The organism is uncultured Thiodictyon sp. (genome assembly GCA_903837595.1).
Classification (GTDB): domain Bacteria; phylum Pseudomonadota; class Gammaproteobacteria; order Chromatiales; family Chromatiaceae; genus Thiodictyon.
In genome coordinates, this window is sequence record CAILVI010000465.1 from 1 (window position 1) to 25,887 (window position 25,887).

General features: G+C 64.4%; 24 protein-coding genes and 2 pseudogenes. 13 read left to right on the forward strand and 13 right to left on the reverse strand.

Annotated features, from left to right (window positions below; genetic code table 11):
• Positions 1-184 precede the first annotated feature (184 nt).
• Positions 185-448: pseudogene (locus QZY44_RS27715) on the forward strand (Uma2 family endonuclease); the annotation flags it as partial.
• Here QZY44_RS27715 and QZY44_RS27720 read toward each other — a convergent pair.
• Together QZY44_RS27720 and QZY44_RS27725 are read right to left on the reverse strand one after the other, a co-directional pair.
• Positions 428-838: a putative toxin-antitoxin system toxin component, PIN family gene (locus tag QZY44_RS27720; protein WP_295455715.1), complete on the reverse strand. Its 411-nt coding sequence runs from the start codon at positions 836-838 to the stop codon at positions 428-430. The pseudogene QZY44_RS27715 and the gene QZY44_RS27720 overlap by 21 nt on opposite strands.
• Before the next feature lie 3 nt (positions 839-841).
• Positions 842-1,138 (reverse strand): ribbon-helix-helix domain-containing protein, encoded by a 297-nt coding sequence (locus QZY44_RS27725; RefSeq protein ID WP_295455717.1) that lies wholly within the window; start codon positions 1,136-1,138, stop codon positions 842-844.
• Positions 1,139-1,318: 180 nt separating this feature from the next.
• On the opposite strand from QZY44_RS27725, the gene QZY44_RS27730 reads away from it, so the two are divergent.
• The 9 genes from QZY44_RS27730 to QZY44_RS27770 all read left to right on the forward strand — a co-directional run bounded on the left by QZY44_RS27730 (position 1,319) and on the right by QZY44_RS27770 (position 10,201).
• Positions 1,319-1,909, forward strand: coding sequence for a DUF3365 domain-containing protein (locus QZY44_RS27730; protein WP_295455719.1), 591 nt, complete (start codon positions 1,319-1,321; stop codon positions 1,907-1,909).
• 114 nt (positions 1,910-2,023) lie between these two features.
• Complete coding sequence (locus QZY44_RS27735) at positions 2,024-2,554, forward strand: hypothetical protein (RefSeq protein WP_295455721.1); 531 nt, start codon at positions 2,024-2,026, stop codon at positions 2,552-2,554.
• 5 nt (positions 2,555-2,559) lie between these two features.
• Positions 2,560-3,780 (forward strand): FAD-dependent oxidoreductase, encoded by a 1,221-nt coding sequence (locus QZY44_RS27740; protein ID WP_295455724.1) that lies wholly within the window; start codon positions 2,560-2,562, stop codon positions 3,778-3,780.
• 27 nt (positions 3,781-3,807) lie between these two features.
• On the forward strand, positions 3,808-4,302 hold the full coding sequence (locus QZY44_RS27745) for a CreA family protein (protein WP_295455726.1): 495 nt from the start codon (positions 3,808-3,810) through the stop codon (positions 4,300-4,302).
• 199 nt (positions 4,303-4,501) lie between these two features.
• Positions 4,502-5,578, forward strand: a complete 1,077-nt coding sequence (locus QZY44_RS27750; protein ID WP_295455728.1) for a hypothetical protein — start codon at positions 4,502-4,504, stop codon at positions 5,576-5,578.
• A gap of 407 nt (positions 5,579-5,985) precedes the next feature.
• Positions 5,986-6,972 (forward strand): hypothetical protein, encoded by a 987-nt coding sequence (locus tag QZY44_RS27755; RefSeq protein WP_295455731.1) that lies wholly within the window; start codon positions 5,986-5,988, stop codon positions 6,970-6,972.
• Between the two features lie 120 nt (positions 6,973-7,092).
• The gene (locus tag QZY44_RS27760; protein ID WP_295455733.1) at positions 7,093-7,707 is read left to right on the forward strand and encodes a hypothetical protein; all 615 of its coding nucleotides are present in this window, start codon (positions 7,093-7,095) and stop codon (positions 7,705-7,707) included.
• Positions 7,708-7,825: 118 nt separating this feature from the next.
• A complete protein-coding gene (locus QZY44_RS27765) occupies positions 7,826-8,665 on the forward strand; it encodes a M15 family metallopeptidase (RefSeq protein ID WP_295455735.1) in 840 nt (279 codons plus the stop codon).
• Positions 8,666-8,707: 42 nt separating this feature from the next.
• Positions 8,708-10,201, forward strand: a complete 1,494-nt coding sequence (locus QZY44_RS27770; RefSeq protein ID WP_295455737.1) for a Ca2+-dependent phosphoinositide-specific phospholipase C — start codon at positions 8,708-8,710, stop codon at positions 10,199-10,201.
• Positions 10,202-10,257: 56 nt separating this feature from the next.
• Here QZY44_RS27770 and QZY44_RS27775 read toward each other — a convergent pair.
• The 3 genes and pseudogenes from QZY44_RS27775 to QZY44_RS27785 form a co-directional block, all read right to left on the reverse strand.
• Positions 10,258-10,527 (reverse strand): annotated as a pseudogene (locus QZY44_RS27775) (PD-(D/E)XK nuclease domain-containing protein); the annotation flags it as partial.
• Positions 10,528-10,584: 57 nt separating this feature from the next.
• Positions 10,585-13,758 carry an efflux RND transporter permease subunit gene (locus QZY44_RS27780; RefSeq protein ID WP_295455739.1) on the reverse strand — a complete coding sequence of 1,058 codons (3,174 nt, stop codon included), beginning with the start codon at positions 13,756-13,758 and terminating at the stop codon, positions 10,585-10,587.
• Between the two features lie 5 nt (positions 13,759-13,763).
• Entirely contained in the window at positions 13,764-14,906 is a 1,143-nt protein-coding gene (locus QZY44_RS27785; RefSeq protein ID WP_295455741.1) for an efflux RND transporter periplasmic adaptor subunit, read from the reverse strand.
• A gap of 92 nt (positions 14,907-14,998) precedes the next feature.
• Between QZY44_RS27785 and QZY44_RS27790 the strand changes: the two genes are divergently transcribed.
• Both QZY44_RS27790 and QZY44_RS27795 read left to right on the forward strand, forming a co-directional pair.
• On the forward strand, positions 14,999-16,627 hold the full coding sequence (locus QZY44_RS27790; RefSeq protein ID WP_295455776.1) for an ATP-binding protein: 1,629 nt from the start codon (positions 14,999-15,001) through the stop codon (positions 16,625-16,627).
• Complete coding sequence (locus QZY44_RS27795) at positions 16,612-17,463, forward strand: helix-turn-helix domain-containing protein (protein WP_295455743.1); 852 nt, start codon at positions 16,612-16,614, stop codon at positions 17,461-17,463. Before QZY44_RS27790 ends, QZY44_RS27795 begins: the two co-directional genes overlap by 16 nt.
• A gap of 67 nt (positions 17,464-17,530) precedes the next feature.
• Here QZY44_RS27795 and hisG read toward each other — a convergent pair whose 3' ends face one another.
• Positions 17,531-18,403 carry an ATP phosphoribosyltransferase gene (hisG, locus tag QZY44_RS27800; RefSeq protein ID WP_295455745.1) on the reverse strand — a complete coding sequence of 291 codons (873 nt, stop codon included), beginning with the start codon at positions 18,401-18,403 and terminating at the stop codon, positions 17,531-17,533.
• Positions 18,404-18,504: 101 nt separating this feature from the next.
• The gene (locus tag QZY44_RS27805) at positions 18,505-19,995 is read right to left on the reverse strand and encodes a response regulator (RefSeq protein WP_295455748.1); all 1,491 of its coding nucleotides are present in this window, start codon (positions 19,993-19,995) and stop codon (positions 18,505-18,507) included.
• Positions 19,996-20,430: 435 nt separating this feature from the next.
• On the opposite strand from QZY44_RS27805, the gene QZY44_RS27810 reads away from it, so the two are divergent.
• Entirely contained in the window at positions 20,431-20,949 is a 519-nt protein-coding gene (locus QZY44_RS27810) for a CIA30 family protein (RefSeq protein ID WP_295455750.1), read from the forward strand.
• Positions 20,950-21,106: 157 nt separating this feature from the next.
• On the opposite strand, the gene QZY44_RS27815 is transcribed toward QZY44_RS27810, so the two are convergent.
• From QZY44_RS27815 to QZY44_RS27840, 6 genes are all read right to left on the reverse strand, one after another.
• Entirely contained in the window at positions 21,107-21,583 is a 477-nt protein-coding gene (locus tag QZY44_RS27815) for a hypothetical protein (RefSeq protein ID WP_295455752.1), read from the reverse strand.
• Between the two features lie 51 nt (positions 21,584-21,634).
• Positions 21,635-22,324, reverse strand: a complete 690-nt coding sequence (locus tag QZY44_RS27820; RefSeq protein WP_295455754.1) for a hypothetical protein — start codon at positions 22,322-22,324, stop codon at positions 21,635-21,637.
• Between the two features lie 255 nt (positions 22,325-22,579).
• Positions 22,580-23,845, reverse strand: coding sequence for a tyrosine--tRNA ligase (gene tyrS, locus QZY44_RS27825; RefSeq protein WP_295455756.1), 1,266 nt, complete (start codon positions 23,843-23,845; stop codon positions 22,580-22,582).
• 5 nt (positions 23,846-23,850) lie between these two features.
• Positions 23,851-24,213 (reverse strand): iron-sulfur cluster insertion protein ErpA, encoded by a 363-nt coding sequence (gene erpA, locus QZY44_RS27830; protein ID WP_295455758.1) that lies wholly within the window; start codon positions 24,211-24,213, stop codon positions 23,851-23,853.
• Positions 24,214-24,292: 79 nt separating this feature from the next.
• On the reverse strand, positions 24,293-25,330 hold the full coding sequence (argC, locus tag QZY44_RS27835) for an N-acetyl-gamma-glutamyl-phosphate reductase (RefSeq protein ID WP_295455760.1): 1,038 nt from the start codon (positions 25,328-25,330) through the stop codon (positions 24,293-24,295).
• 162 nt (positions 25,331-25,492) lie between these two features.
• Complete coding sequence (locus tag QZY44_RS27840; RefSeq protein WP_295455762.1) at positions 25,493-25,864, reverse strand: iron-sulfur cluster assembly accessory protein; 372 nt, start codon at positions 25,862-25,864, stop codon at positions 25,493-25,495.
• Between the last annotated feature and the right edge of the window lie 23 nt (positions 25,865-25,887).

Below are 25,887 nucleotides of genomic sequence, written 5' to 3' on the forward strand. Positions count from 1 at the left end.
GCACTGGGGTGCGGCGCCCCAGACGGCCAGGCTTCGCACCGCGACACCGCGGGCGTAACATGCGGCGGCAAAGTCGCTTCGGCTTGAGGACAGAGTCAATGCCGACGACCTCGACCGCACCGCACCACACCCGCAACCCCCGGCCGCACGATCGACCTACCGCCTCAAGGTCGACGCCTACCATCGTATGATCGCGGCCGGCATCTTCGCCGAAGACGACCGCGTCGAACTGATCGCCGGGGAGTTGCGCGCCATGCCGCCCATCAACGCCGAGCACGCCGGCAAGAACAAACGCCTCAACCAACTCTTGTCGCAGCGGGTCCGGGGCCAGGCCGTCGTCGCCGTACAGGACCCGCTAACCCTGGCGGAGCACTCGGAGCCGCAGCCGGAAGCGAACCCGTGTGACTTGCCGGCTGCGGCTCCGCACTCACCGCAACTCTGCAAGTAGCATTTGCACCGTCACGATTCGGCAGGTCTCAAAGCGACCAAGGTCCAGCAGACCGCGGCGGTCACCGGAGACCAGGCAGTCAGCATCGCCGGCTTGCGCAATAGCGAGGAGGAAATTATCAAAGGGGTTTGGCGATAGGTCGACGCGCGGCAGATCGGTCACCACCACCGCCAAGTCACCGAGCTGATTCACCAGTTCCCCAGCCAGGGAGGTGCGCAGGCGCTCCCTGATCTTGGGATACCGGCTCACTCGCCGCAGCTCTTCGATCTGGAGTTCGGCGGTCAGGAGCGTGAAACGTCCGCGCCGCCAGGCAATCAACAGGCGGGCCGGGGCAGAATGCTCGACCAGCAGGGCGCTGATCAACAGATTGGTGTCGATAACCAGACGCACAGGTCAACGCGCCCCGCGCTCGAAGTCCGTTAACTGACCCTCCGCCCGCAACTGCGCCCGGATGCCCGTCAAGGCTTCATCCAGCAAGGTCTCGGCCTCGTCCTGCGCCAGTCCGTGGAATCCCTGGCGCGCCTCCTCCAGGGTGCGGTCGAAGACCCGCCACCGGACCGCCTCTTCGACAAACTTGGAGAGGTCCCCCTTCTTGAAACCGCTCCGGGCCAAGAAACTGCGCACGGCGATGTCGGTCTCGCGAGTAATAGCAAGATTCCAGCGGGTATTCTCTCGGGCGGGCGTGGGCATGGCAAGCTACTCGGCAGATAAACACATAGACACAAATTAGCACCGTCGACCACCCCGGGCAAGGAGGTCGCCGCGAGCGCCAGCCCAGGATTGCGATTACCCGAGGCAACCCGACGCCGGACCGGCGATACTCTGGGACTGCCGACCCGCTCATCTACCAACTGCCACCGGAGCCTTGTTGTGCGCCCACTGTTCACTCTCACCGCCATCGCCCTGATCGCCGCCGGTCCGCTGCTCGCCGAACCGGCGCCGACGCCGGCCGCCGCTGCCGCCCCCAACGCCGAGCAGGCCAAGGCACTGATCCAGCAGTTCGCCGGCACCCTCAAAGGCGAACTGGAGACGGCCATGAAGGCCGGCGGACCCACCAGTGCCATCGCCGTGTGTAACGCGCGGGCACCGGCAATCGCCGCCGAGCTCTCAGCCAAGTCCGGTTGGAAGGTCGCCCGCGTCAGCCTCAAGCCGCGCAATGCCAAGACCGGGCAGCCGGACGCCTGGGAGCAGCAGGTCCTCACCCGCTTCGAGGAGCGCAAGGCGGCCGGTGAGGCGGTCGACACCCTGGCCTTCGGGGCCGTCGTCGAAGGCGACGGCAGCAAGCAATTCCGCTTCATGAAGGCGATCCCCACCGGCGAAGTCTGTCTCGCCTGTCACGGCAGCGCCATCAGCCACGAGGTTGCCGCAACCCTGGATCGGGCCTATCCAGGAGACCGGGCACGCGGTTATGCTGTCGGCGATATCCGGGGGGCCTTCAGCCTGGCCAAACCGATCGACTAACACGAACGCCATCGGACCTCGCCGCGCCGGGAGAGAGACGAGGGTCCCCGACACCTCATCCCCGGGCCCCGGCGCGAAAACGGCGGGGTATTACCGACAACAGCGGGTAGAACCATGTCTGATCAACGCTTCGATCTCACCTACTCGGGTCTGATCGCCCCGGGGGCTGACCCCGAGCAGACCCGGCAACGCCTCGCGGCCGTCTTCAAGCTCGACGCACAGGGCGTCGAGCGGCTGTTTACCGGCCGGCCAGTCACCGTCAAGCGTGATGTCGACGAGGCCACCGCCACCCGCTTCAAGAAGGTCTTTGCCCAGGCGGGGGCGGTGCTGACGATCGCCGCGCTGCAGCCTGCGGAGGTGGCGGACGCCGCGGACCCGGCCCCTGCCGCCGAGGCACCCCAGACGAACGGCAGCGACGCAGCGACGCTTGCCTTGGCGCCCGTGGGCATGCTGGAGCAACCCCCGGACGCCGCGCCGCCGCACCTGGACACCAGTTATCTGAGCGTGGTCGCCGGGCAGGGTTGGAGCCTGGAGGACTGCGAACCGCCGCCGACCCCGATCCCGGAACCGGACATCAGCTATCTGAGCCTTGCCCCCGCCGACATTGGCGACCACCCGCAACCAAACCCGGACTCGACACAGTAATCGCAATGACCAAGGACTTCGACCATATCGTCATCGGCGCCGGCATCAGCGGACTCGGCGCCGCCCATTTCTCGGCCCGGCGCGGGCTCCGCACCCTGGTGCTGGAGGCCGCACCACGGGTAGGCGGGTGCATGAACACCCACGCCTTCCAGGGGCTCGGCGGATTCTGGACCGAGGCCGGCAGCCACACCTGCTTCAACAGCTACGGCAATCTGCTCACCATCATGGACGACCTGGGTCTGACCGCCCAGGTCCAGGCCAAGGCCAAGACCAAGGTCGGCTACCGGCTGTGGGCCAACGGCAAGCGCCGGTCCATCGCCTCCGCACTGCATTTCCTGGAGGCAGCCGTCTCCCTCCCGCGTATTTTTTCGACGCCGAAGGCGGGCCAGCGGGTCGCCGACTATTACGGCCGGATACTCGGGCGGCGTAACTACCGCGACCTGCTGAGCCACGCGTTCAAGGCGGTGATCTGTCAGAACGCCGACGACTACCCGGCGGAGGCCCTGTTCCGGAGCAAGCCCCGCCGCAAGGACGTGATCAAGGCCTTTACCTTTACCCAAGGGCTCTCAGTCATCCCTGACGCGATCGCCGCCGAGGAGCGCCTCAGCGTCCGCACCGGTCAGACAATCAGCGCCATCGTGGCCGACGGGGACGGCTTTCGGGTCATCATCGAGGGCTCCGGCGAGGTCACCTGTGACGCGCTGACCCTCGCGGTGCCGCCGGATGCCGCTGCCCGGCTCATCCCGGCCGGCTTCGACGGGGCGCGGGACGCGGCGGGCGCCATCGGCATGGCGGAGATCGAGACACTGACCCTGGCGTTCCGCGCCACGGACCTCACCCTGCCCGCCATGGCCGGGCTGATCGCGGTGGACGACCAGTTTTACTCGGCAGTCTCCCGCGACTTTCTTCCGGACCCCACCTATCGCGGCTTCGCCTTCCACTTCCGCCCGGGAGTCTTGTCCCCGCAGGAGCAGGTGGCCCACGCCTGCCGGGCACTGGGAGTGGACCCCGCACGCATCGTCGCGCAGGGGCAGGTCCACAACCGCCTGCCGGCCATGCGCGCCGGCCATGCCGGTGTGGTGGAACGCATCGACCGCGCCACCGCCAACAGCCGCTTGGCCATCACCGGCAACTGGTTCCTCGGGGTCTCCATCGAAGACAGCCTGACCCGCTCGCGCCAGGAGAGTGACCGGCTGTTCGGCGCCGACCCGACCCGATCAACCTGAATTTCATCTACATACGGAGTATCACCTATGCGTCGCGGACTCATCGTTCTGTGCCTGCTCGGCCTCGCCCACTCGGCCAGCGCCCAGGTCATCGGCAGCGTCGCCACCAAGTTCAAATTCATGGGACCCAACGACAAAATCGTCGTCGAGGCCTTCGCGGACGAAGACCTCCCCGGGGTCGCCTGTTACCTCAGCCGCGCCAAGACGGGCGGCATCTCCGGCGCCGTCGGGGTGGCGGAGGACACCTCGGATGCGTCCATCGACTGCACCCAGGTCGGCCCCATCAACCTGCCGGACGACATCCGCAGCGGCAAACGCAATGCCGAGGAAGTCTTCAAGAAGCGCACCTCACTGGTGTTCAAGACCCTCCAGGTGGTGCGCTTCTACGACGCCCAGCGCAATGTGCTGATCTATCTGACCTACAGCGACCGGATCATTGAGGGCTCGCCCAAGAACAGCGTCACGGCGGTGGCCATCCAGCCCTGGACCACCACCCCGGCAGCCGCCGCCGCACCCAAGTAGCGACAGTGAGGGAGCCGCGTCAGTAGGACTCCTGGCAGTTGGCGGGCTCGAGTGGCAGATCCGGCCGCTCGACCCCACCACCCTCGGGACACCGCTTCAGAGGTGAGGCATGGCGGTGCGACGCTTGGCGCTCCCCGGGCACGGTGTCCGGGGCCCGGTCTGGTAATCTTGGCACCCCCATCACCGATCGGCCTCACCCATGCCCCACCTGTTGCTTGCCGTCACCGCCCATGGCTATGGCCACCTGGCTCAATCCTCGCCGGTGATCGAGGCCCTCACCCGACGCCTGCCGGGACTGCGGGTCACGCTCCAGTCCGACATCGACCCCCGCTTCGCCCGCGCCCGACTGCCGCCGGGGTTCACCCAGGTCCGTGAGGCGACCGACCCCGGCTTTCTAATGGATGGACCCCTGGTCACGCGGTGGGAGGAGAGCCTCGCCGCCTATGTCCGCTTTGAGGCCGACTACCCGCAACGCCTGGAGCGCCAGCTGGCCACCCTGCGGGACCTCGCACCGGACCTGGTGCTGGCCGACATCCCCTGGCTACCCCTGGAAGCAGCACGGCGTCTCGGCATCCCGGCGGTCGGACTCTGCTCCTTCAGCTGGTACGACATCCTGCGTGAGTCCCAGCTTCAGGCCCAGGTGCCGGTGACGCTCATGGAGCACCTGCGGCGGGTCTATCGTGAGGCGGACCTCTTCATCCGCCCGGCCCCCGCCCTACCGATGGACTGGCTGCCCGCGGCGCGGGCCGTCGGCCCCATCGCCCGCCGTCGACCGGACCGCGGCTCGGAGCTGCGCAGCCGCTTCGGTTGCCCGGCGGACCGCCCCCTGGCCCTGATGCAGTTCGGCGGCTTCGACGGACTCAACCCCTTGCATGAGTGGCCGGAACAGGAACAGGTACATTGGGTGGTCGATGACCTCCAAGGTCGACCCCGCCGCGACGCCACCGCCCTGACGGGGCATGGCATCGATCTGCTGGACGTGCTCGGTTCGGTCGATCTGATGCTGTGCAAGCCGGGCTATGGGAGCTATGCAGAGGCGGCCTGCAATGGGGTGCCGGTACTCCAGGTCCCGCGGCCGGACTGGCCGGAGAGCACGACGCTCAACACGTGGCTGAGCGCTCAGGTCCCCACCCGGGAACTGAGTCTCGCGGACCTGACGGCCGGGCGGGTCGCCGGTCCGATCGCCGAGTTGCTCGCCGCCGGGCGGCCCGCGCCGGTTGAGCCCAGCGGCATTGAGGCAGCCGCAGACCTGTTGGAACCCTGGCTGCGGGGATAGCCCATACGGGGCACCGGATACCCGCGGGCATTCTTTGCCCGGCCCCCCTCCCCACACTCCGGATTCCAAAGACAATCAATGGTGCCTGCACGCCGGACCGGCCAGAGCCTCGACCAGTGGCCGGAACGACGATCAAGGCCGCCTGCGCGTATCCCCAACCATCGTCGGCGCCCCACGGCCGAACCCGGTCCGCCGCCGATGGTTCTGAAAGCACTCCCAGACCCTCGACAGTATCGCTTCTCTTGCCGACGTCGGTGGCGCCGGCAGGGGTCCGGATTGCGTATAAATGCGTCTGGATTGCGTATAACCGGGCGATTGACTGATAGGCCGCTTTTGCGACAATAGACCACGCAAGCCGTTCAATGTCCCGTCAGATCGATCGTTCACATTCACCGAGGTATCGAGTCATGAAAAAGACCGTCTTGCGGCCATTGCTGGCAGCAGCGCTGCTACTGGGGTCCGGCACGAGCCTGTTCGCCGGCGAAGGCGAGGACCTGCTCAACGGCAAGGACGACGCCAATGCCAAGGGTTACGGCCGCAACGTCTCGCAGGACTTCAGCACCATTGCGATCGTGAATAAGTTGGGCAAGCTCATGACGCTGCGGGAGAGCAAGAACGACCGCGAGAGCAGACTCAACGAGAACTCCACACTCAGCTATGATATCCCCAAGGGTGAGGACTACCAGGTTTCACTCAATGGCGGCGGCGAAAGCGATGACGTGGTCATCCGCGACAGCCGGGGATTCGTCGAGTACAAGGCCGACAGCCGCTCGATCGAAGGCCTCAAACACAAGAATGTCTGGGTTAACCTATTGACCTGGGCCGGCACCTTCTGGCAATTGGGTGTCGCACTGGACAGCGTGGACGGCACTCAGGCGCACCTCATCCCCTGGGCGGACGGCAAGGCGGTGAAGCTCCTGGTGCTGAAGAGCGACAATGGCTTCGGACGAACGATTTCGCTCGACTTCAAGGTCTTGCGGTTAGAGAACAAGTCAGGAAAGGAACTGCCGTTGCGTGTCAAAAGCAATGGCAAATGGAAGGACGACGGCAAACTGGCATCCGGTGCGTCGCGGGACTACACGATTACGGAAACCGAACAGATCTCACTCAACGGCGACGGCGACGGCGATCAGGATGACATCAAGATCAACGACGCCAAGGGCTATATCGAATTGCTCGCCGCGCGCGTGGAAGGCGTAGAGAGCGGAAATATCTGGATCACTCATTTTTGGTGGAATAGTGAGGCCAACAAATGGTATGGCACCCTATCCAAGACCGGTATCAACGGCAATGACAACATGATCCTTTCCGCTTTGGATGGGGCCAACGCCAACAAGGCCACGGGGGTCATCGGCAAGGGCGATCCCTTGGTGTTCACCATCACCAAGAAATAGCTCAGTCAGCGTACCACCCAATCCGGTTTGGCGTCAACGCCCAGGGATGCGTCGTGCGCGAATAGCGGACCACGACTCATCCCTATTGCCGGACATCTCAGCGCATGATTCGGGGACTCTATGCAATCAGAAGACCAACCCACGGCACCGCAGAGCGCAGACAGCAAGCCACCCGCATCAACCGCGGAGCGCGGACGCCGCTTGATGGCGCTGACCGGCTACGGCATGCTGGCGGCGAGTTCTATCCTACTGCTCGCGACCGTGATCCCGGTATTGGTAGATCACCACGGCATTCCCCCGTCCCCGGGACCGGAAGGGACCTTTGCCTGGTTCATGCAATACTACGGGACCGAGTCCCTGAGCATTATCGCCGCGAGCGTCCTGGCCATGGTCGGCGGACGCTTCTTGGGTGTGGCGCAGAAGGCCACGCCCAGCATCATCCCTGCCGACGACCGGGCCTTGCTTGAGCCACTGGTTCGCGACGCCAACAAGGAGGCGATCGCGCAATACGTCATCCTCAGCAGTCTGCGGGGCTTCACCGGGACCTTTCAGAAGGTCGGCTTCTCCGGTCTGCCACTGGCCACCGTCGGCTTGACATTGCTGTTTTGCGGCCTCTCGTTCTTTAAGCCCGAGTTCATCGAGTTCGCCAAACTCACGCTGGGCGCCTTTATCGGCTCCTTTGTCCAGCGCGGGATGGAGGGCGGCAAGTTGCCATCGATCAACTGGGATCAGTGAGTCAACCGTCGCCAAGCCAACGGCGCTCAGGCAGAAAGATCGGACGCGGCGCCGACTCCGGCAACCTTCGCTGCGTCAGACGACGCTGACAACAGCTGCGACCTCAGAGGAACGCACCATGACCATTCCTCGCACAGCCATTGCGTTGGAACAAAAGAAACTGCAATCGGCCGGATTCGATCCGGGGAAAATCGACGGGCAGTTGGGGGACAAGACTTACCGGGCCGCCCGGGAAGCACTAAGGGCAAGGGCCGAACAACTTCCCAAAGACTGGCAGACCTGGGGCGGCCCACGACAGGCGGTTGCCTATCTGCAGCTGCTCTGCCTGGACAATGGCATCGCAGCCGGTACGGTCGATGGCTATTGGGGGCCGCAAACGACCTATGCCGTGGAGACGCTCGACTATCGCGACCAGCACGGCCAGCCGCCGGCACTCTGGCGGGATGACGAGCCGGAGCCGAAAGACCTCAGCCCGCCCGCGCAAGCCCAACACTGGCCACGACAAGCCCAGGGGGAACTGGTCAAATTCTACGGCGAACCTGGTAAGCACCAGGTCTCGATGAAACTGCCATACCCGCACCGACTGGCCTGGGACATCGACAAGGTCGTGAACAGCTTCAGCTGCCACGAAAAGGTCCATGACAGCCTGGGGCGCGTGCTCAAGCGGGTGCACGAGCATTATGGACAGGAGCGCATCCATGCGCTCCACCTAGACCTCTGGGGCGGTTGTCTGAACGTGCGCAAGATGCGTGGTGGCAGCAATTGGTCTATGCATTCCTGGGGCATCGCCATCGATTATGACCCGGAACACAACCAACTGAAATGGGGGAAGGATCGCGCCCGCTTAGCCAAGCCGGAATACGCCGTGTGGTGGCAACTCTGGGAAGAGGAAGGTTGGCTCAGCCTCGGGCGCACACGCAACTATGACTGGATGCACGTGCAAGCCGCCCGGCTGTAACCGCGGATCGACCTAAGCCCAACCCCAAACGAGAGAAAATCCATGAGCACGCTTCGCTATAATCAAGTCCGCCAGAAGAGTTCACACAATTCCTATCAGCGTACCGAGGGCTACCTCGACCAGGCGCTCTACTGGCGCGTGCATTCACTGGAGATGGACATCCACACCAGCAACAACGATTCCCACTGGCCGGCACTCACGAGCGATTGGTACGTCTATCACAAGTGGTCCGAAGCCGAGAGTAGCGTCAACACGCTCTCGGACGCACTCGACGTATTGAAGGCCTTTCACCTGGCCGTGCCCGAGCACGAGGTCTTGACCATCTGGGTCGACTTCAAGGACAACTTCACCGCCACCGGTAACCATACGCCGGAGGCCTTCGATGAACTGCTGCGGTCCAAGCTTGGCCGCGACGCGATCTGGGGTCCGCCGGACCTGATCGGCGACAGCGCGAACCTGCAGACCGCGGTCGCCGCCAAGGGCTGGCCGACGCTCGAGCGCCTGCGGGGCAAATTCATCTTCGCCGGCACGACCGGTAACCTGTCGTCGTCCGACTCGCAGCTCAATCAATACGTCGATAACGGCAAGACCGCCAGCCAACGCCTGGCCTTCGTAGCCCCGGAGATCACCAAGAGCGGCGACATCACCGCCTACAACTACGCGGTGGTCTTCAACCTCAACTCGGACCACTACTCGGTGGCCGCGGACGTGTTCGCGAAGGGCTTCGTCAGCCGGGTCTACGGCTCTGAGAGCAAGAGTTCCTGGTGCAACGCCTGGAAATCATCCGCCAACCACCTGGGAACCGACAAGGTCAGCAGCTTCGAGGACGCCTGGGCACGCACCGACATGCCGGCGACCGGCTACCCCTTCAGCGCCATCGGCTCATCGGCGACCGACGGGCTCGTGGAGAGCGGGGACTTGTTCGCCATCGAGGTCAAGTCCGGCGACCTCTGGGACAAGAGCGACAGCTGCTACCTCCAATACGACGACCGCGCCGCCGCGCCCCAGGGCACCCGGGTCGCGTTCGTCGGCAACCCCAGCTCGCACGTCGACGGCTGGATCAAGGCCGGGCTCATGGCAAGGGCCTCGACGGCCGCCAACGCCGCTTACGTCGCGGTCCTACGCACGGGTGCCAACGGCCTGCACGTGCAGTACCGCGGCGCGGCCGACCAAGACACGAAGGCGATCGAGGCGGTGATCCCCAAAGGCGTCAACGGCCACGGCCTGGTGGACAAGAACACGCCGATATGGATTCGCCTTGATGTCGCGACCGATGGCAAGTCGGCGACGGGCTACTACTCGATCGACGGCACCACTTGGCTCGCGATCGGCAGCGGGAGCGTCGACGCGCCGCTGAAGCTGCAAGGCTGGGTCGCCAGTTCGCACGGCGCGGACACGGTCAAGTGGCTGTTCGGCGGCGCAGCCGCGCCACAGACCGCGGTCGCAATCGGGTCGAAGGCATCGGGTAGCTTCATCGGCACGAGCGCGGCCGCGGCCAGCCTCGGGGCCAAGGCGAGCAGTGCCTGCTGCAACTGACCCCGGAAGCTGCGGGTCACCAACAGCATCGCCGCCGGCGGCGCGATCCTGGAATAAACGCTCTCGACCTCAAACCTCACCAAGGTGCGCCGCTCGCGGCTGAATTCGACGCCGATCAAGTGGATCGGCTGACCGTCGGCGCGGTACTTGTCGGCGTAGCCACGGTCCTTGAGCTGGTGCCGCGCCCGCCCCTCCGGGACCAGTTCGACCACCTTGAACTCGAAGAGATAAATCTGGCCATTGAAACGCAGGGCAAGATCGAGACGCCCCTGGTTGCTGCTGTCTTCCAGGGTGAGGTCCAGCCCCAGGGCGGCGAAGTGGCTGTAGATTGTCTTCGCGGATCTCGCGGAAGGTCTGGATGCCGATGGGCAGTTTCTTGCGGGTCATGGGGACGGCCCCCCGTCCGGGGCGCCGATGCCGCGCCGCCGAGCGGCGCCGAAGCGCTCGGCCAGCCGCTGCATCAGCACAAAAGCGGCCGGCATCAGCAGCAGACCGATCACCACCGACAACAGGATGCCACCGAAGATGGTCAGCCCGATGGAGCGTCGCGCCATCCCGCCGGGGCCGCCGGCAATCATGAGCGGCAGGGTCCCGAGCAGAAAGGCCGCCGCCTGCATCAGCACCGGGCGCAAGCGCAGTCGGCCCGCATGGACCGCCGCCTCGACGATGCCCATACCCTCGTCACGACTGTGTTTGGCGAATTCGACGATCAGGATCGCGATCTTGGTGGCCAGGCCGAACAACAGCACGATGCCGATCTGGGCATAGATGTTGTTGTTGATCACCGGCACCAGTTGGTATACCAGAAACAATGCGATCAAGGCCCCGAGCACGGCCACCGGGACGGCCATCACGACGGCGAACGCGAGGGTCCAGCGCTCGTATTGGGCCACCAGGAACAGATAGACGAACACCAGGGACACCGCGAAGATGTAGCGCGCGGTATTGCCCGCGGCCCGCTCCTGATAGGACATGCCGGCCCAGGCGAAGTCATACCCAGGCGGCAGCACCGCGGCGGCAACGGACTCGAGCGCCGCCATGGTCTGCCCCGACGCATAGGCGAGCCCGGACATGCCGTGCAGGGTCACGGCCGCGACCATGTCGTAACGGCTGAGCTCGTTGGGGCCCGTGCGCCGCTCGACCTCAATCAGCGTGGACAGCGGCACCATGTCGCCGTTGCGGCTGCGCACCTGTAGGCGGCCGATGTCGTCGATCTGCCCCCGGGATGCCTCATCACCCTGCACGATGACCTGATACACCTTGCCGAATTTATTGAAGTCATTGACGTAACGTGAGCCCAGTGCATCCTGCAATAGCGTAAAGACCTGCGCAACCGATACACCCATCTGCTCGGCCCGATGGCGCTCCACCTCAATGAAGAGCTGCGGCACACCGGTCTGGAAGGTGGTGAACAGGTGCGCGACCTCCGGCCGCGCCGCCGCGGCGGTGATGAAATCCTCCAGGACCCGCCCAAAGACCGCCGGCGGATCACCGGTGCGATTGCGGATGACCAGCTCGAAGCCGCCGGACATCCCCATGCCGGGAATGGCGGGTGGCATGAACGGCATCACCCCGGCCTCGGGAATCTCCGCGGCAAAGCGCTTACTCAAGCTCTGGAGGATGCTAAAGAGCATGGTGTCGCGGCTGGTGCGCTCCTCCCATGGGGACAGGATGACGATCATGAAGGCGCTGGCGGACGAATAGGATTGGGTCAGGCCGTTGTAGCCGGCCATGGTCATGAAGTGATCGATCCCCTGGGTCTCCCTCAGGATGCTGCCGACCCGGGCCACGGCCGCGGTGGTGCGCGCAAGCGATGCGCCGGGGGGCAGCTGCACATTGATCATGAACTTACCCGTATCCTCCGGCGGAATGAAGCCGGTGGGTAAGCGTTGGTACAACACCACCGTGGCGCCCAGCACCATGGCGAACAGGAGCAGCATGACCGGCACCCGGCGCCCCAGCCGACCGACGGCCCCGCCGTAGCGGCTGCCGAGCCGTTCAAAGCCGGCATTGAACCAGCGAAACGGCGCCCAGTTCGGTGCGCGCGGCGGGCGCAGTACATGGGAGCATAGGGCCGGGCTCAGGGTCAGTGCATTGACGGCGGACAGTGACACCGCCGCGGCAATAGTCAGCGCGAACTGGCGGTAGAGCTCCCCGGACAGGCCCGGAAAGAAGGCGATGGGCACGAACACCGCCAGCAGCACTAAGGTGGTTGCGATCACCGGCCCGGTGGTCTGGGTCACGGTCTTCCAAGCGGCCTCGCGGGGCGCCAGCCCCTCCTCCGCCATGAGCCGGTTGTCGTTCTCGATCTCCAGAATGCCGTCGTCCACCACGATGCCGATGGCCAGTATCAGCGCCAACAGGGTGATGACGTTGATCGAATAACCCATGACCAGCAGGAAGGCGAAGGTCCCGATCAACGCGATGGGGATGGTCAGGGTCGGCACCAGGGTGGAGCGCGCGTTTTGCAGGAAGAGAAAGACCACGCTGATGACCAGCACCACGGCGATGATTAGGGTCTGCGCCACCTCCGCGATGGACGCCCGCACATAGACCGTGGTGTCGTAATACATGGACGCCTCGAGCCCCGGCGGGAAGTCCCGGCGCAATTCTTTGAGCTTGGCCTTGATCGCATCCACCACGGCCAGGGCATTGGCCCCCGGGCGCTGATTGACAATCATCAGCGCCGCTGGATACTTGCCGTCCAAGAGGCCGGTGGAATCGTAGTTGTGCGCACCCAGCTCCACGCGGGCCACGTCCTTGACCCGCACGGCGGCGCCGGTCGGCAGGGTCTTGACCAGGATGTCGCCGAATTCGGCCGGGTCCGCCAGGCGTCCGCGCAGCTGCACGGTGTAGGTCAACTGCTGGCCCGGGGGCGCCGGCTCGGAGCCGATGCGGCCGGCCGCCACCTGCCGGTTCTCGGCCTCGATGGCCGCGGCCACATCGGCCGGCGTCAGGGCCACGGCCGCCAGCCGCTCGGCATCCAACCACACCCGCATGGCATAGGTCCGGTCGCCGAACAGCTGCAGGGCACCCACACCGGGGATGCGCCGCAGGGTATCCACGAGATGGAGGTCGGCATAGTTGTCGATGAACACCGGGTCATAGGCCTGCGTCGGCGAGTACAGTGAGATGACGCACAGGATGTCGCTGGACTTGCGGTCCACCGCGACCCCGCGGCGCTGGACCTCGGCCGGCAGCCGCGCCATGGCGCCGTAAACGCGGTTCTGCACGTCCACGGCGGCCAGTCGTGCATCGGCGCCAATGCGGAAGGTGACGGTGATGTTGGCGCTACCATCATTGAAGCTCGACGAGTTCATGTAGAGCATGCCCTCGGCGCCGTTGATGGAGTCCTCCAACGGGGCAACGACACTCTCCAGCACGGTCTTCGCATCGGCACCGGGCCAGCGTGTCGTCACCACCACCGTCGGCGGGGTGACATCCGGATATTCCGAGACCGGCAGGAAGCGCATCGCAATCAGCCCGCACAACAGGGTAATGAGGGCGATGACGATCGCGAAACGCGGGCGGTCGATGAAGAAATGACCGATGTACATGGCGCCTACTCCTTGTGCCCGGGGGGCGTCGCCCCCGGCGCCGCGGCGTCGATGACCTGTACCGCCAGCCCCGGGCGCAACCGCTGCAGACCCGCCGCGACCACCTGCTCGCCGGCCGTGAGCCCCTCCAGAACCACGATCCGTTCGTCCACCGGATCGCCGACCGTCACGTTGCGGCGCTGCACCTTGCCGTCGGCCAAAATGATATACACATATTGACCGAGCTGATCGTTCAGCAGCGCCGCCTGCGGAATCAACAGGGACGGGATGCCGATGTCCCGCTCCAGCAGGACGCGCACGTACATACCGGGGCGCAGCCGTTGGTCGGGGTTCGGCAGGATCGCAAAAGCCGCGATGGTGCCGGTGGCGGCGGCGACGCGATTGTCGAAAAAGTCGATGCGCCCGGTCTGAGCGAACAGGGTGCCATCGGCGAGCCGCAACCGGACGGCGACGCGGTCGATGCTACCCCGGTCCGCGAAATGGGCGAGATAGAGCCGCTCAGGGACCTCGAAGCGGACCCTGATCGGGTCCAACTGCACGAGGGTCCCGACCGCCTGGCCGGCGGCTAGCCAAGTGCCGACGCTGACCTTGGACACCCCGAGCTGGCCCGCGAACGGAGCACTGATCTCGGTGTCCGCCAAGTTGATCCGGGCGCGCTCCAGATCGGCCTGGGCCTGCGTAATTCCGGCCTTGGCCTGGTCCTGCTGGGCGCGGGCGTTGAGCAGGTCGGCCTCGCTGGTATTGCGGTTCTTCCACAGGGACTCCTGGCGACCCAGGCTCACCTGCGCATTGGCGAGTTGGGCCTGGGCGGCCGCCAGTGCCCCCTCGGCATGGGTCACCTCGGCCTGGTAGCGGGCCCGGCGAATGCGATACAACGGGGCATTGGCGCTCACCAAGGCCCCGTCGGCGGCCGGTTGCGCGTCCAGGAAGCCGGCCACCGGCGCCACCAGCGTGATGTCTTTCTGACTCAGGGTCTCGCCGGGGAAGCGACGCTCAAATGGCAGCACGGCTTGCTGGACTGCGGCCGTCACCACGCGGGGCGGTCCCTGATCGGCGCCGAACAGCGCGCCTTTCGGCTTATCGCAGCCGGCGGCTAGCGCCGCCATCGCCAACCAGAGCAAAGCGGTGCGCAGGGTCGTGGTCGTCATCGGCATCTCCTGATCGGGCCGGACTGATCCGCGGTCGGTTGTCAATCAATGAACCTGATTATACGCCATCCAATCGGAGTGCCGTGTTGTCGATGGAAGCCGGCCGGCAGCGGCCAAATTCGCCCGCGCCGCCGCCGAGCGGGCCGGTCTGGCGCGTAGTCGACTGCTTGCGCCACCGGTTGCCGCGCCTGTGGGGGGCCTTCATCGTTCCGCTCATGGGCGTAATCGCCTTCTTCGGTGTCGCCTATCTGAATGTTCATCGCGCCGAGGAGGTCCAGTTACTCAAGGCCGCCCGCAATGCCAACGATGCCGCGGTCGAGCACTGTCGGCAGGCCGCCAATCAGGTGGATACGCTCCTGCATGCGGCGCGGGGCTATTATCTGCAGACCCGCTCACTGGCCGACACCGGGACCTTTATCCAGTCGCTTGGTTTCGACCGCTCCCTCATCGACGAGATCCGGCTCGTCACCGCCGATGGCCGGGTCGCCATTGCCGCCTCCCCGGCGGCCCTGGGTTTGAGCGTGGCGGATCGCGACGATTACGCCGTTCATCGTGCCGGGCGCGAAGATCGGTTGTTCATCTCGGCGGTGGAGGGCGGGCGCATGCCGGGACAGCGTCATTTCTACCTTAGCCGCCGCATCGCGGCACCGGACGACGGCTTCGGCGGACTGGTCCTGGCGGCCGTGAACCCGGATGCCTTTACCGATGATAACCGCAACCTGACCGCGGGGACGCGCAACTTCGCCGCCTTGCTGGGGCTCGCCGACCGGAAGTTGCGGGCACGGATACCAGCGCCATCCGCGGAGCAATGGTCGCAGCCGATCGAGTCGCCGCTTTGGGACGCGCTGAAACAGGCAAGCTCCGGCCAGTTCGAGGACACCAACCCGATCGATCAGGTGCGCCGCGTCCAGGTCTTCAAGCAGGTCCCCGGTCTGCCGCTGGTCATGGTGACCGGCCTGTCCACGGCCGATTGGATGCAGGGCGTGCATCGGCGCATGCTCTGGTTCCCGGTGGCCTTCGCGGTGATTGTCGGCTTCACCTTCCTGCTGGCGCTGCTACTGACCCGGGAGGCCAAGCGCCGCGACGAACAGGAGCGCTTCATGTCCATGCTGAATCATGAATTGAAGACCCCGCTCTCGGTTATTGGCCTGGCGCTGGGTTGCGCCGGCTTGCCCGCCGCCACCCAGGACCGGGTGGCGCGGGCGGTCAGTGACATGAACGCGATCATCGAGCGCTGTCTTCAATCCGACCGCCTCCGCCAAGGCCCGATCAAACCGATCCCGGCACCGTGCCAGGTCGCGGGCCTGCTCGCGCAGGTCAAGGAAGACCTGGGAGCGTCGCCAAGACTGCGGATCCACGCCGCCCCGCTACCCACCTGCACGACGGATAGCGAACTGCTCGCGGTGATCCTGCGCAATCTGTGCGACAACGCCTTGAAGTATGGCAGCCCGGAAGAGGCAGTGACGGTGGCGGCGGCGCCCGCGTCTTGGCGCCGACGGCCAGGCATCCGCATCCTGGTCGCCAATACCTCAGGCGCGTGCGGAATGCCCGATCCACAGCGGGTCTTCAAGAAGTACTATCGTGCCCCCGGCGCCCATGGCAAGACGGGTTCCGGCCTGGGTCTACACATCGCCCAGGGCTTTGCCCAGGCATTGGGGGGCTGGCTGCACTATCGCCCGGCACATGATGAGGTCAGGTTCGAGTTATGGATTCCGGTCTAAACATCATCGTGGTCGAGGACCACGACGACCTGCGCGAGGCGACCGTGGAGGCGCTGCGCGGCCTGGGGCATGCCGCCCGGGGTCTAACCTGCGCCGAGGCGCTGGACGCCGAACTCAGGGCCGCCCCCGCCGACCTGCTGGTGCTTGACCTCAACCTGCCAGGCGAGGACGGCATCAGCCTCGCCCGCCGGATGCGCGTCGCCTGGCCCGCGATGGGCATCATCATGGTCACGGTGCGCGAGCAGGTCCGCAGCAAGATCGAGGGCTACGACAGTGGCGCCGACCTCTACCTCACCAAACCGACCTCGATCGGGGAACTGGAGGCGGCCATCGGCGCCCTGGCGCGGCGCCTGCGGGCCCAGGCGCCGACCACCTCGCGGGTTGAGCCCGATCGCGCGATCGGCGATACCACCGCCAACGACCAGGCCGGCCGGTTCCCCTCCCCCCCACCGGAACCCTCGCCCGTGCAGCGGTCTCGCAAGCAGCTGCATGAGCTGCACGCTTACCTGACACAATTGGAGGGCAAGCTACCTACCCTGGAGGCGCTGGCGGCGCGCGTCGGACTCTCGGCCCGTCGCCTCAATGACGCCTTCGCCCGCGAATACGGCCTGCCGATCCATGCCTTCGTGACCGACCGCCGGCTCACCGCGGCCTATGCGGCAGTCCGCAATACCGACCTGCCACTGAAGCAACTCGCCAGCCGCCTGGGCTACAACCACGTCAATCACTTCAACACCGCCTTTCGGAAAAAGTTCGGATTTCCGCCCGGGCAGTTACGGCGTGGTCGCGGTCGCCAACGGGAAGCACCGTCGGATGAACAGGATGAAGCGCAATAGCCCCCGTCCGCCCCCCGACCTTACCAAGAGATTGACGGTATGGTCGCCGCGACTGCGGCGATCATGGCTAGATCATCTTACGCAGCTCGTACTCCAGGATGCCTTCGGCACCCGCCGCCCGCAGGCGCGGGATCAGCACCCGCACCGTAGCGGCATCGACGACGGTCTCCACCGCCAACCACTCGCGGTCATAGAGGTGGCTCACGGTGGGGGCGTGCAGGCTCGGCAGCAGGGCCACGATTTCGTCAATCTGGGTGGCCCGGCAGTTGAGCTTGAGCGCCACCTTGTGACGCGCCGCGAGCGCCGCCTGGAGCATCAGTGCGATCTGGTCGATCTTGGCCCGCTTGGCGGGGTCCTCCATGGCCGCCGGGTTGGCGATCAGGCGGGTTTCGGTGTAGAGCATATCCTCCACGATCCGCAGTCCATGGGCGCGGATGGTGCTGCCGGTCTCGGTGATCTCCACCGCGGCATCCACCAGGCCCTCCACCACCTTGGCCTCGGTCGCCCCCCAACTGAACTCCACGGCCGCGTTCACGCCGCGTTCGGCGAAATAGCGGCGGGTGAAGCCCACCAGCTCGGTTGCCACCTTGCAGCCATCCAGATCCGCCGCCGAGCGCACCGGCGACTCCTCGCGTACCAGCAGCACCCAACGGCTGCGCTGGTTGGACGCCTTGGAATAGGTGAGCGTGCAGACCTCGGTCACCTGCGCCTGGGTCTCCAGGATCCAGTCGAGCCCGGTCAGGCCCAGGTCCAGGGTGCCGTTGGCCACATAGGGCGCCATCTCCTGGGCGCGCACCAGGGCGCAGGCCAGTTCCGGGTCGTCCACCTCCGGGTAGTAGTTGCGCGAGCGCGGGGCGATGGTCCAGCCGGCCTGCTTGAAGAGCCCGAGGGTCGCCTCTTCCAGGCTGCCCTTGGGGATACCGAGTTTGAGTTTGGTCATGTGCGTGCCTTGGTGTCGTGCGGGTCCGAGGTTGGTCTGGGCGGGTACACTCAGAGACCTGGCAGTTTAACCGCTGGACCGGCAAAAAATGCAGCGCCGTCTTACAATACGGATTCTTGCGCACAACAGGCGCTGGTGACCTGGTTGGGTGCCTGGCTCAGGGACACGATGGTACCGGGTTCCAACCGGGTGAACGCCAACCTCATGCCGATGTTGCGCGCGCGTTTTTGCATATTGGGCAGACCGCGTCCCGGCTTCGGTATCGCGGCGATGCCCACGCCGTCATCGGCGACGGTGATCCGCAACCGGCCGTCAGGATGAAACAGGACCGCGATGCGGATATGTTGCGCCTGGGCATGATTGATCGCGTTGTTCAGTGCCTCCTGCAGGATACGCAGGATGTTAAGCGTGATCCGTTGCCCGATGGGTGGACAGCCTGAGAGCTCAATCTCCCAATCGACCTGCACCGCCAGGCTGGATAAACGATTATCGCAGCGATAGCGATAATCGGCGATGGCTTCATTCAGACTTTTTTCATCCTCACCCAGCGTATCGACGACTAGATAAAAGTCATCGAGGCATTCGCGCAGCAAGGTGCTCGTTTCACGTCTGGTGAGCGGACTGTGCTCGTTGCGCAGGTAAGCCGTCGCGAGTTGGGAGGCAAAGCCGTCATGCATGTCATGGAGCAGGCTTTCGCGTTCCTCGGCACGCGCCCGTTCCGCCAGATAAGCGCGCTGCACCGCTTCCGCCTGATTACGCTCCGTGACATCGATGGTGTAACCCGCCAACAGCTTGCGCTCGCCCTGGATGATCGGAAACTTCAGGGTGGTGTAGTGACGACCATTAAAATCCTCATCCAACCTGAGTGGTTGACCGCTCGATGCGACGGCCCAATCGTCGGCACTGATTTTCGCCGCCACTTCGTCGGGAAACAGCTCTCCCATCGCCTTGCCGACCATTTTCGATCCAGGGACACCAACCATCCCTTGAAAATTCTCACTGGCGATCAGTACGCGACTTTCCTGCGCAGTGACTTCCTTGATGTAGGCATAAATCGGGGAGTGCTGTACAAACAAGGAGAGCAATTCATGGTTGTCCCTGAGCGCGGTCTCCATGTACTTACGTTCGGCAATCTCGGCCGCTAGGGCGGCAGTGCGCTGCGCTACTTGCTGTTCCAGCCCGGCATTCAGTGCGAGGATTGACTGTTCGGCCCGCTTGAGCGCGCCGCGTTCTGCCGCGAACTTCAGATGCAGGGCGACGCGGGCGCGGACCACGGGGGGGTTGACGGGCTTGTTGATAACGTCGTGGCCACCGACCCCGAGGGCCTGGATTTCGCTGTCGGGATCGTTCGCGGCGGTGACGAAGACGACCGGGATGTCCGGGTAGTCGCGCAGTAAGGCGCGGCAGGTGGCGAAGCCGTCCATCTCCGGCATCATGATGTCGAGCAGAACCAAGTCGATTTGATGTCCCGCCACGAACTGAAGGGCACTTGCCCCGCTGGTCGTGACGTGTATGCTCCCCATGCCTGCCAGTATCTCGCAAAAGATCATTCCGGTCATGGGATCGTCGTCGACGATCAGGACTTGCGGCACTGAGCTCATGGCTTGAAGGACAGCGAAACACGCTTGACGATTGGATCAAACAGACTTTTCTGCCTAAGGGTAAGAAATATCAACAGGTAACGCACGCTCTTAAGCTCCGCTTGTGACTCCGGCCACGGGCTGGGGAAAGGTCCGCCGCAAAAGTCACGCCGTTGAAGCGCCCTTTCCTTAGGTTCAGAGTATAACCATTTTGGCGGATTGCGGGGAACGGTCCGACGCCAGCCGCGCATGACGATGCGTGAGTACAAAGATCGACTTGCAAAATTGCACATAAGGCATAAAATTTCAGTTTACGCTCGTATCATGGTCGTCGAAAAGCGCAACCGCGACGCGCAAGAGGCAGGCTTCAAGACCTTTTCCTGAAGCCAAATGGGCGACGGAGCGCGACAGTCCAGAGCGCAAATCAGCAGGCATTCAAAGCCACCCGTGACTACCGTTCCCTCCCTCATCGTCGACGACCGCACCAGTGGCGACCTGAATAGCAACCTGGGCACCCGCTGGGAGTTTATCGCGGACACCGTCATGGGCGGCGTCTCACGGGGCGGATTGGCCGCCGAGGTAGTCGATGGGCACCCCTGCCTGCACCTGACCGGTCAGGTGAGCCTGGCGAACAACGGCGGCTTCCTGCAGGCAGGTCTGGATCTGCGCCCCGCCGGTCTGTTGGATGCCCGGGGCTGGAGCGGGATCGAATTAGTCGTCCGGGGTAATGACGAGACCTATAACCTGCACCTGCGCACGGTGGACACCCGCATCGTCTGGCAGTCCTATCGCGCCTCGTTCCCGGCAGGGCGTCAATGGGCGACGGTGCGGCTACCCTTCGCCGGGTTTCAACCCTACCGGATCGACCGCCCGCTGGACCTGTCCGTCTTGCGCCGACTTGGGCTGGTCGCCATCGGCAGGGAGATGGCAGTCGACCTCTACCTTTCCTGTATTAGCTTTTACTGAGCCCGCGAAGTAAGCGGAATATGGGGCTAGGTTCAATTAAGTCTCGCGGCAGAAGAGAATCTAATTGAGGCAGGCCCCTTACCCCAACGACCTCGCCGTCAGCGCGGCGGCCGGGATTATGACCAAAGCCCCAAAACCGGTCATCGCCGCGCCAGGATTAGCGCGGCTTGAAGGAAGTCGCAACGCGCTTGACGATTGGATCAAAAAGACTTTTTTTCCCTTCTGGATATTCCAGGATAAAGGTAAGAAACTGATCGCCGGCCGAGAGCGTTTTCTGATAGAAAACAGTCCCGCCGTTAACACCAGAAACCACAAACCAGCCGGGCTTTATGACCTTATAAGTGACGACTCTTTTCGGATCGTCCGCCAGTCCGCCGCGGGCGGCTTCGAGATACGCCTCTTCCAAGGACTGATCTAGCGCATTGTTTGAGCCATAGACTGACAGACTTGCATCCGCATCCTTGGTCAAAAATCGCTGTCCGTCGCCGTTATCCGCTTCGCCTTGCGGGTACAGAATCCCCGCGGGATAGTCGATCGCATAACCGAAGCGTGCATTGTGGTAGGTGCGATAGTCAGCCGCGAACGCCGTCTGACTCAATGCAGTGAGGGCAATAAATATCAACAGATAACGCACGCGCTTGAGCTCCTATGGTGACCCCTGCCACGGCCTGGAGAAAGGTCCACCTCAAAAATCACGCCCTTTAAGTGGCCACTGGTTAGGTTCAGGGTATGACCATTTCGTCGGATTGAAAAGAAGTGTCCAGGTTTTCGAGCGCATCTTTGTCCCTTTATTTTCCCCTGTGACAGTCACGAGTAGCGGAAAGACCTTTTGGTCGATCTTGGTCGAATCGATGTCAAGCTGTGACTCCAGCGACGTACTCTTGGCCGCGCATGGCTCCTCAGAGCAAGTGCCGGCCTCATCGTAGGATGCCACAAACCCGGCGAGCTCACGGATACCCCTGCCATAGGGCGCCAGAATGGAGTAACGACTTCCGCAGTATCCTTGATGGCAGTCCGAAACTCTGTTTTGCCAACCCCAATAGTCTGACGGCCCGAGTTTGACGAATTTCCAGTCATTCGGCGCGGCGCCGCTGGCGCCTTTATCGATTCTTGCGCTGCCGGCAACGATTTCCGCCTTACCGTCAGGGCCTTCAACGACAAAGGCCCCAACCAATCCTGACAAGACATGTGTTACATCTGGCTTGCCCTCCTCATCGACCGCCTGGCCTGCCGCCAACACATAGAGCCGCTGACCGGTGTCGGCCGAAACCCTCTCAGAGTGGTCAATCTTCATACAGTAGCGCTGCGTCTGCTCTGCATCCATCGTCAGCCAGCAATTGCGCTGCCGATCGTATCGACCATAAACGCGATCCATTATTTCTGCCGGCTAAACTTCGGCGCTGGCGGGCCTCGGGAAAGAGAGCGACGCCGCCACCATGACGAATGCCGACAGCGCGACTGCATGGTTATTCATTGCTTGTTTCTCGCCAATAGCCCCGGACTGTAGGAATAAGGGGCAGGTTCAATTAAGCCTCGCGGCGGAAAAGAATCCAATTGCGCCTAGCCCCTTACCCGGACCGTGACGTGTATGCCCCCCCATACCTGCCAGTGAGAACGGCTGTCAACCCCGTCAATCATCCTCCCGCGACAATGCACCGATGCCGACCGTTGGCGCCCCAACCTGAAGGGAGTCGACACCACTCAGGGTCACCCGCGCAAAGCGCCGCTTGCCGACCTGGTACAGGTGCGCCGTGCCGACCTGACACATGAACCGCGGGTCATCAAGGCTCGCACCATCGATCTTGACCCCACCCTGCTCGATCAGACGCATGGCCTCAGAGGTGGTCTTGACCAGACCCGCATCCTTGAGGAGCCTGGCAATGCCAAGAGTGCCGCAGGCGTCCGCCGTGACCGACAGTTCCGGTACGTCGTCCGGTACCGCCCCGTGGGAGCGCGCGACAAATCCTTCCTTGGCCGCGACCGCCGCCTCGGCTGAGTGAAAGCGCGCAACCATCTCCGAGGCCAATTGGAACTTGATATCCATCGGGTTCACGCCGGCCAAGACATCCGCTCGCCAAGCGTCGATCTCCGCCATGGTATGGGCGCTGAGCAGTTCCAGGTAGCGCCACATCAGCTCGTCCGAGACCTTCATTAGCTTGCCAAACATCTCCGCGGGCGCATCGGTGATCCCGACATAGTTGCCGAGTGACTTCGACATCTTCTGGACGCCGTCCAACCCTTCCAGCAGCGGCAGGGTGATGACCACCTGGGGCTCTTGCCCGTAGGATTCCTGTAACTGCCGCCCCACCAGGAGGTTGAACTTTTGGTCGGTGCCGCCGAGCTCCACGTCGGCGCGCAGCGCTACCGAGTCGTAGCCCTGGATCAGCGGATATAAAAACTCATGCACCGCAATCGGTTGACCACCCCGATACCGCTTGCCGAAGTCGTCGCGCTCGAGCATCCGCGCCACCGTATGGCGGGCGGCGAGCTGGATCAGACCGGCCGCGCCCAAGGGCTCGATCCAGTGCGAATTGAACACGACCTCGGTGCGCGCCGGGTCGAGGATGCGGAACACCTGCTCCTGGTAGGTCGCGGCATTGAGCGCGATCTGATCGGGGGTCAGCGGCTTGCGGGTGGCGCTCTTGCCCGTCGGGTCGCCGATCATGCCGGTGAAGTCACCGATCAGGAAGAGGACGTGGTGACCCAGCTCCTGGAACTGGCGCAGCTTGTTGATCAGTACCGTGTGCCCCAGGTGCAGGTCCGGCGCGGTCGGGTCGAAACCCGCCTTGACGCGCAACGGCTGCCCCCGCTCCAGCTTCTTACGCAGGGCCTCTTCGAGCAGGATCTCTTGGGTACCGCGCCGGATGAGCGCGAGCGACGACTCGACTGTATCCACCGGCGTCAGACCGAGAACGAGGAGCCGCAACCACAGGTGGTGGATGCGTTGGGATTGCGGATGACGAACTGGGACCCTTGCAGACTTTCGGTGTAATCGATCTCGGCACCCATCAGATACTGCATGCTCATGGGGTCGATCAGCAGCCGCACGCCGTCGGTCACGACCTGCGTGTCCCCGTCCTGCAACGCCTCGTCGAAGGTGAACCCGTACTGGAATCCGGAGCACCCGCCGCCCTGGATGTAGACGCGCAACATCAGGTCCGGTTTGCCCTCCTCGACAATGAGTTGGGCGACCTTGGCCGCCGCGGACGAGGTGAAGACCAAGGGCGAATCGGGGGACGAATCAGCAGTGGTGGCGGCGCTCATGGGGTGTCGTGCTCGTACAGGTTGCGATTAGTGTCTAAGTTGCGTCTGGGTGGCAGGCAGTTCAACCGCCCGGAACGCGTCAGGGCAGCAGGGCGATCGCGCCCAGCCCGGCGGTCTCCTCCACCCCGAACAGCAGATTCATGTTCTGGACCGCCTGCCCGGCCGCCCCCTTGACCAGATTGTCGATCACCGACTGGACGATGACCACCGCGGAGCCGGCCTGGCGCGTGACGGCGATGCGGCACAGGTTGCTACCGCGCACGGAGCGGGTATCCGGATTGGCGCCGGCCGGCATCACATCGACGAAGGGCTCACCGGCGTAATGTTGGGCATACAGGTCAGTCAGGTCGCCAACCGCGGCGCCATTGAGCAGACGGGCATAGAGGGTCGCCTCGATCCCACGAATCATCGGCAGCAGGTGGGGGACAAAGGTCAGGCCGACCGGCCGACCGGCCACCTGGGCCAGGTTTTGCCCGATCTCGGGGGCGTGACGGTGCCCGGCGACCGCATAGGCCTTAAAACCCTCGCCCACCTCGGCCATCAGGAGCCCGGTCTCGGCCTTGCGTCCGGCACCGCTGGTGCCCGATTTGGCGTCGGCGATCAACCAGTCCGGGTCCACCAGGCCGGCGGCCAACAAGGGGGCCAGGCCCAGGGTCACGGCGGTCGGGTAGCAACCCGGATTGGCGATGAGGCGCGCGGTTCGCACCGCCGCGCGATTGAGTTCCGGCAGCCCATAGACCGCCTCGGCGAGCAGTTGCGGACAGGCGTGGGGCATCCCGTACCAGGCATCCCACAGAGCCGGGTCCTTGAGCCGAAAGTCCGCGGCCAGATCGATCACGCGCGCCCCGCGCGCCAGCAGGTCCGGGGTCTGCGCCATGGCCGTGCCATTGGGCGTGGCGAAAAACACCACGTCACAGGCGCCGAGCGCGGCCGGGTCGGGCTCGCTGAAGCACAGGTTGGACTCGCCGCGCAGGTGGGGGAAGAGGTCGGCGACCGCCGTGCCCGCCTCACCGCGGGAGGTAATCACCGCCACCGCGGCACTGGGATGCCGCAGCAGGATGCGCAGCAGTTCGGCGCCCGTGTAACCGGTGCCGCCGACGATTCCGACCTTGATCATGACCAGACCCTTTGTTCAAACCTGACCGGCGGCCCCGGTGCGAGCCGGGACGCCGGGCGCTGACGCGCGTGCGCGACAACAAAAAAAGCGGCCGGGGCCGCTCTCGACATTCACCAGCGCTCGCGTCTCACGCGGCGCCGGACCGGCGCCGCACGCCTCACCTCAGGAGCAGCCGCCGCCACCGGAGTTTGAACCGCAGCTGCCGCAGCCACCGCCCTCGGCCTTGGGCAGGTTGTTGAACACAAAAGTAGGTTGACCTTCCTCGTTTTCGACGAAATCGATCTCGACACCGCGCAGGTGGTCAAGGGTGCCGTCGTCGACCACGACCTTGAAGCCGTCACAGGCCAGCACGCCGTCGTCGTCATTGATCTCGTCGGTGAAGGTCATGCCGAAGCCGATCCCGTGGCAGCCGCCAGAGGTCGCGAACACACGTACCCCCTGGATGCTGTCGTCGACCTGGGCGAACAGTTCACTCATCTTGGCCGCGGCAGGCGAGGTCAGCGTCAAATGGTCATTGGTCAGGGGTGCAGACATTCTCGGTCGTCTCCGATATCTCG

What these genes read in the sequence shown, in the direction of transcription:
- QZY44_RS27725 (WP_295455717.1), bottom strand. Translation starts at nt 1,138, where the DNA reads ATGCCCACGCCCGCCCGAGAGAATACCCGCTGGAATCTTGCTATTACT.
- QZY44_RS27740 (WP_295455724.1), top strand. Translation starts at nt 2,560, where the DNA reads ATGACCAAGGACTTCGACCATATCGTCATCGGCGCCGGCATCAGCGGA.
- argC (WP_295455760.1), bottom strand. Translation starts at nt 25,330, where the DNA reads ATGATCAAGGTCGGAATCGTCGGCGGCACCGGTTACACGGGCGCCGAA.
- QZY44_RS27785 (WP_295455741.1), bottom strand. Translation starts at nt 14,906, where the DNA reads ATGACGACCACGACCCTGCGCACCGCTTTGCTCTGGTTGGCGATGGCG.
- QZY44_RS27770 (WP_295455737.1), top strand. Translation starts at nt 8,708, where the DNA reads ATGAGCACGCTTCGCTATAATCAAGTCCGCCAGAAGAGTTCACACAAT.
- QZY44_RS27780 (WP_295455739.1), bottom strand. Translation starts at nt 13,758, where the DNA reads ATGTACATCGGTCATTTCTTCATCGACCGCCCGCGTTTCGCGATCGTC.
- QZY44_RS27790 (WP_295455776.1), top strand. Translation starts at nt 14,999, where the DNA reads ATGGAAGCCGGCCGGCAGCGGCCAAATTCGCCCGCGCCGCCGCCGAGC.
- QZY44_RS27735 (WP_295455721.1), top strand. Translation starts at nt 2,024, where the DNA reads ATGTCTGATCAACGCTTCGATCTCACCTACTCGGGTCTGATCGCCCCG.
- QZY44_RS27750 (WP_295455728.1), top strand. Translation starts at nt 4,502, where the DNA reads ATGCCCCACCTGTTGCTTGCCGTCACCGCCCATGGCTATGGCCACCTG.
- hisG (WP_295455745.1), bottom strand. Translation starts at nt 18,403, where the DNA reads ATGACCAAACTCAAACTCGGTATCCCCAAGGGCAGCCTGGAAGAGGCG.
- QZY44_RS27820 (WP_295455754.1), bottom strand. Translation starts at nt 22,324, where the DNA reads ATGGATCGCGTTTATGGTCGATACGATCGGCAGCGCAATTGCTGGCTG.
- QZY44_RS27795 (WP_295455743.1), top strand. Translation starts at nt 16,612, where the DNA reads ATGGATTCCGGTCTAAACATCATCGTGGTCGAGGACCACGACGACCTG.
- QZY44_RS27755 (WP_295455731.1), top strand. Translation starts at nt 5,986, where the DNA reads ATGAAAAAGACCGTCTTGCGGCCATTGCTGGCAGCAGCGCTGCTACTG.
- QZY44_RS27840 (WP_295455762.1), bottom strand. Translation starts at nt 25,864, where the DNA reads ATGTCTGCACCCCTGACCAATGACCATTTGACGCTGACCTCGCCTGCC.
- QZY44_RS27760 (WP_295455733.1), top strand. Translation starts at nt 7,093, where the DNA reads ATGCAATCAGAAGACCAACCCACGGCACCGCAGAGCGCAGACAGCAAG.
- QZY44_RS27745 (WP_295455726.1), top strand. Translation starts at nt 3,808, where the DNA reads ATGCGTCGCGGACTCATCGTTCTGTGCCTGCTCGGCCTCGCCCACTCG.
- QZY44_RS27765 (WP_295455735.1), top strand. Translation starts at nt 7,826, where the DNA reads ATGACCATTCCTCGCACAGCCATTGCGTTGGAACAAAAGAAACTGCAA.
- erpA (WP_295455758.1), bottom strand. Translation starts at nt 24,213, where the DNA reads ATGAGCGCCGCCACCACTGCTGATTCGTCCCCCGATTCGCCCTTGGTC.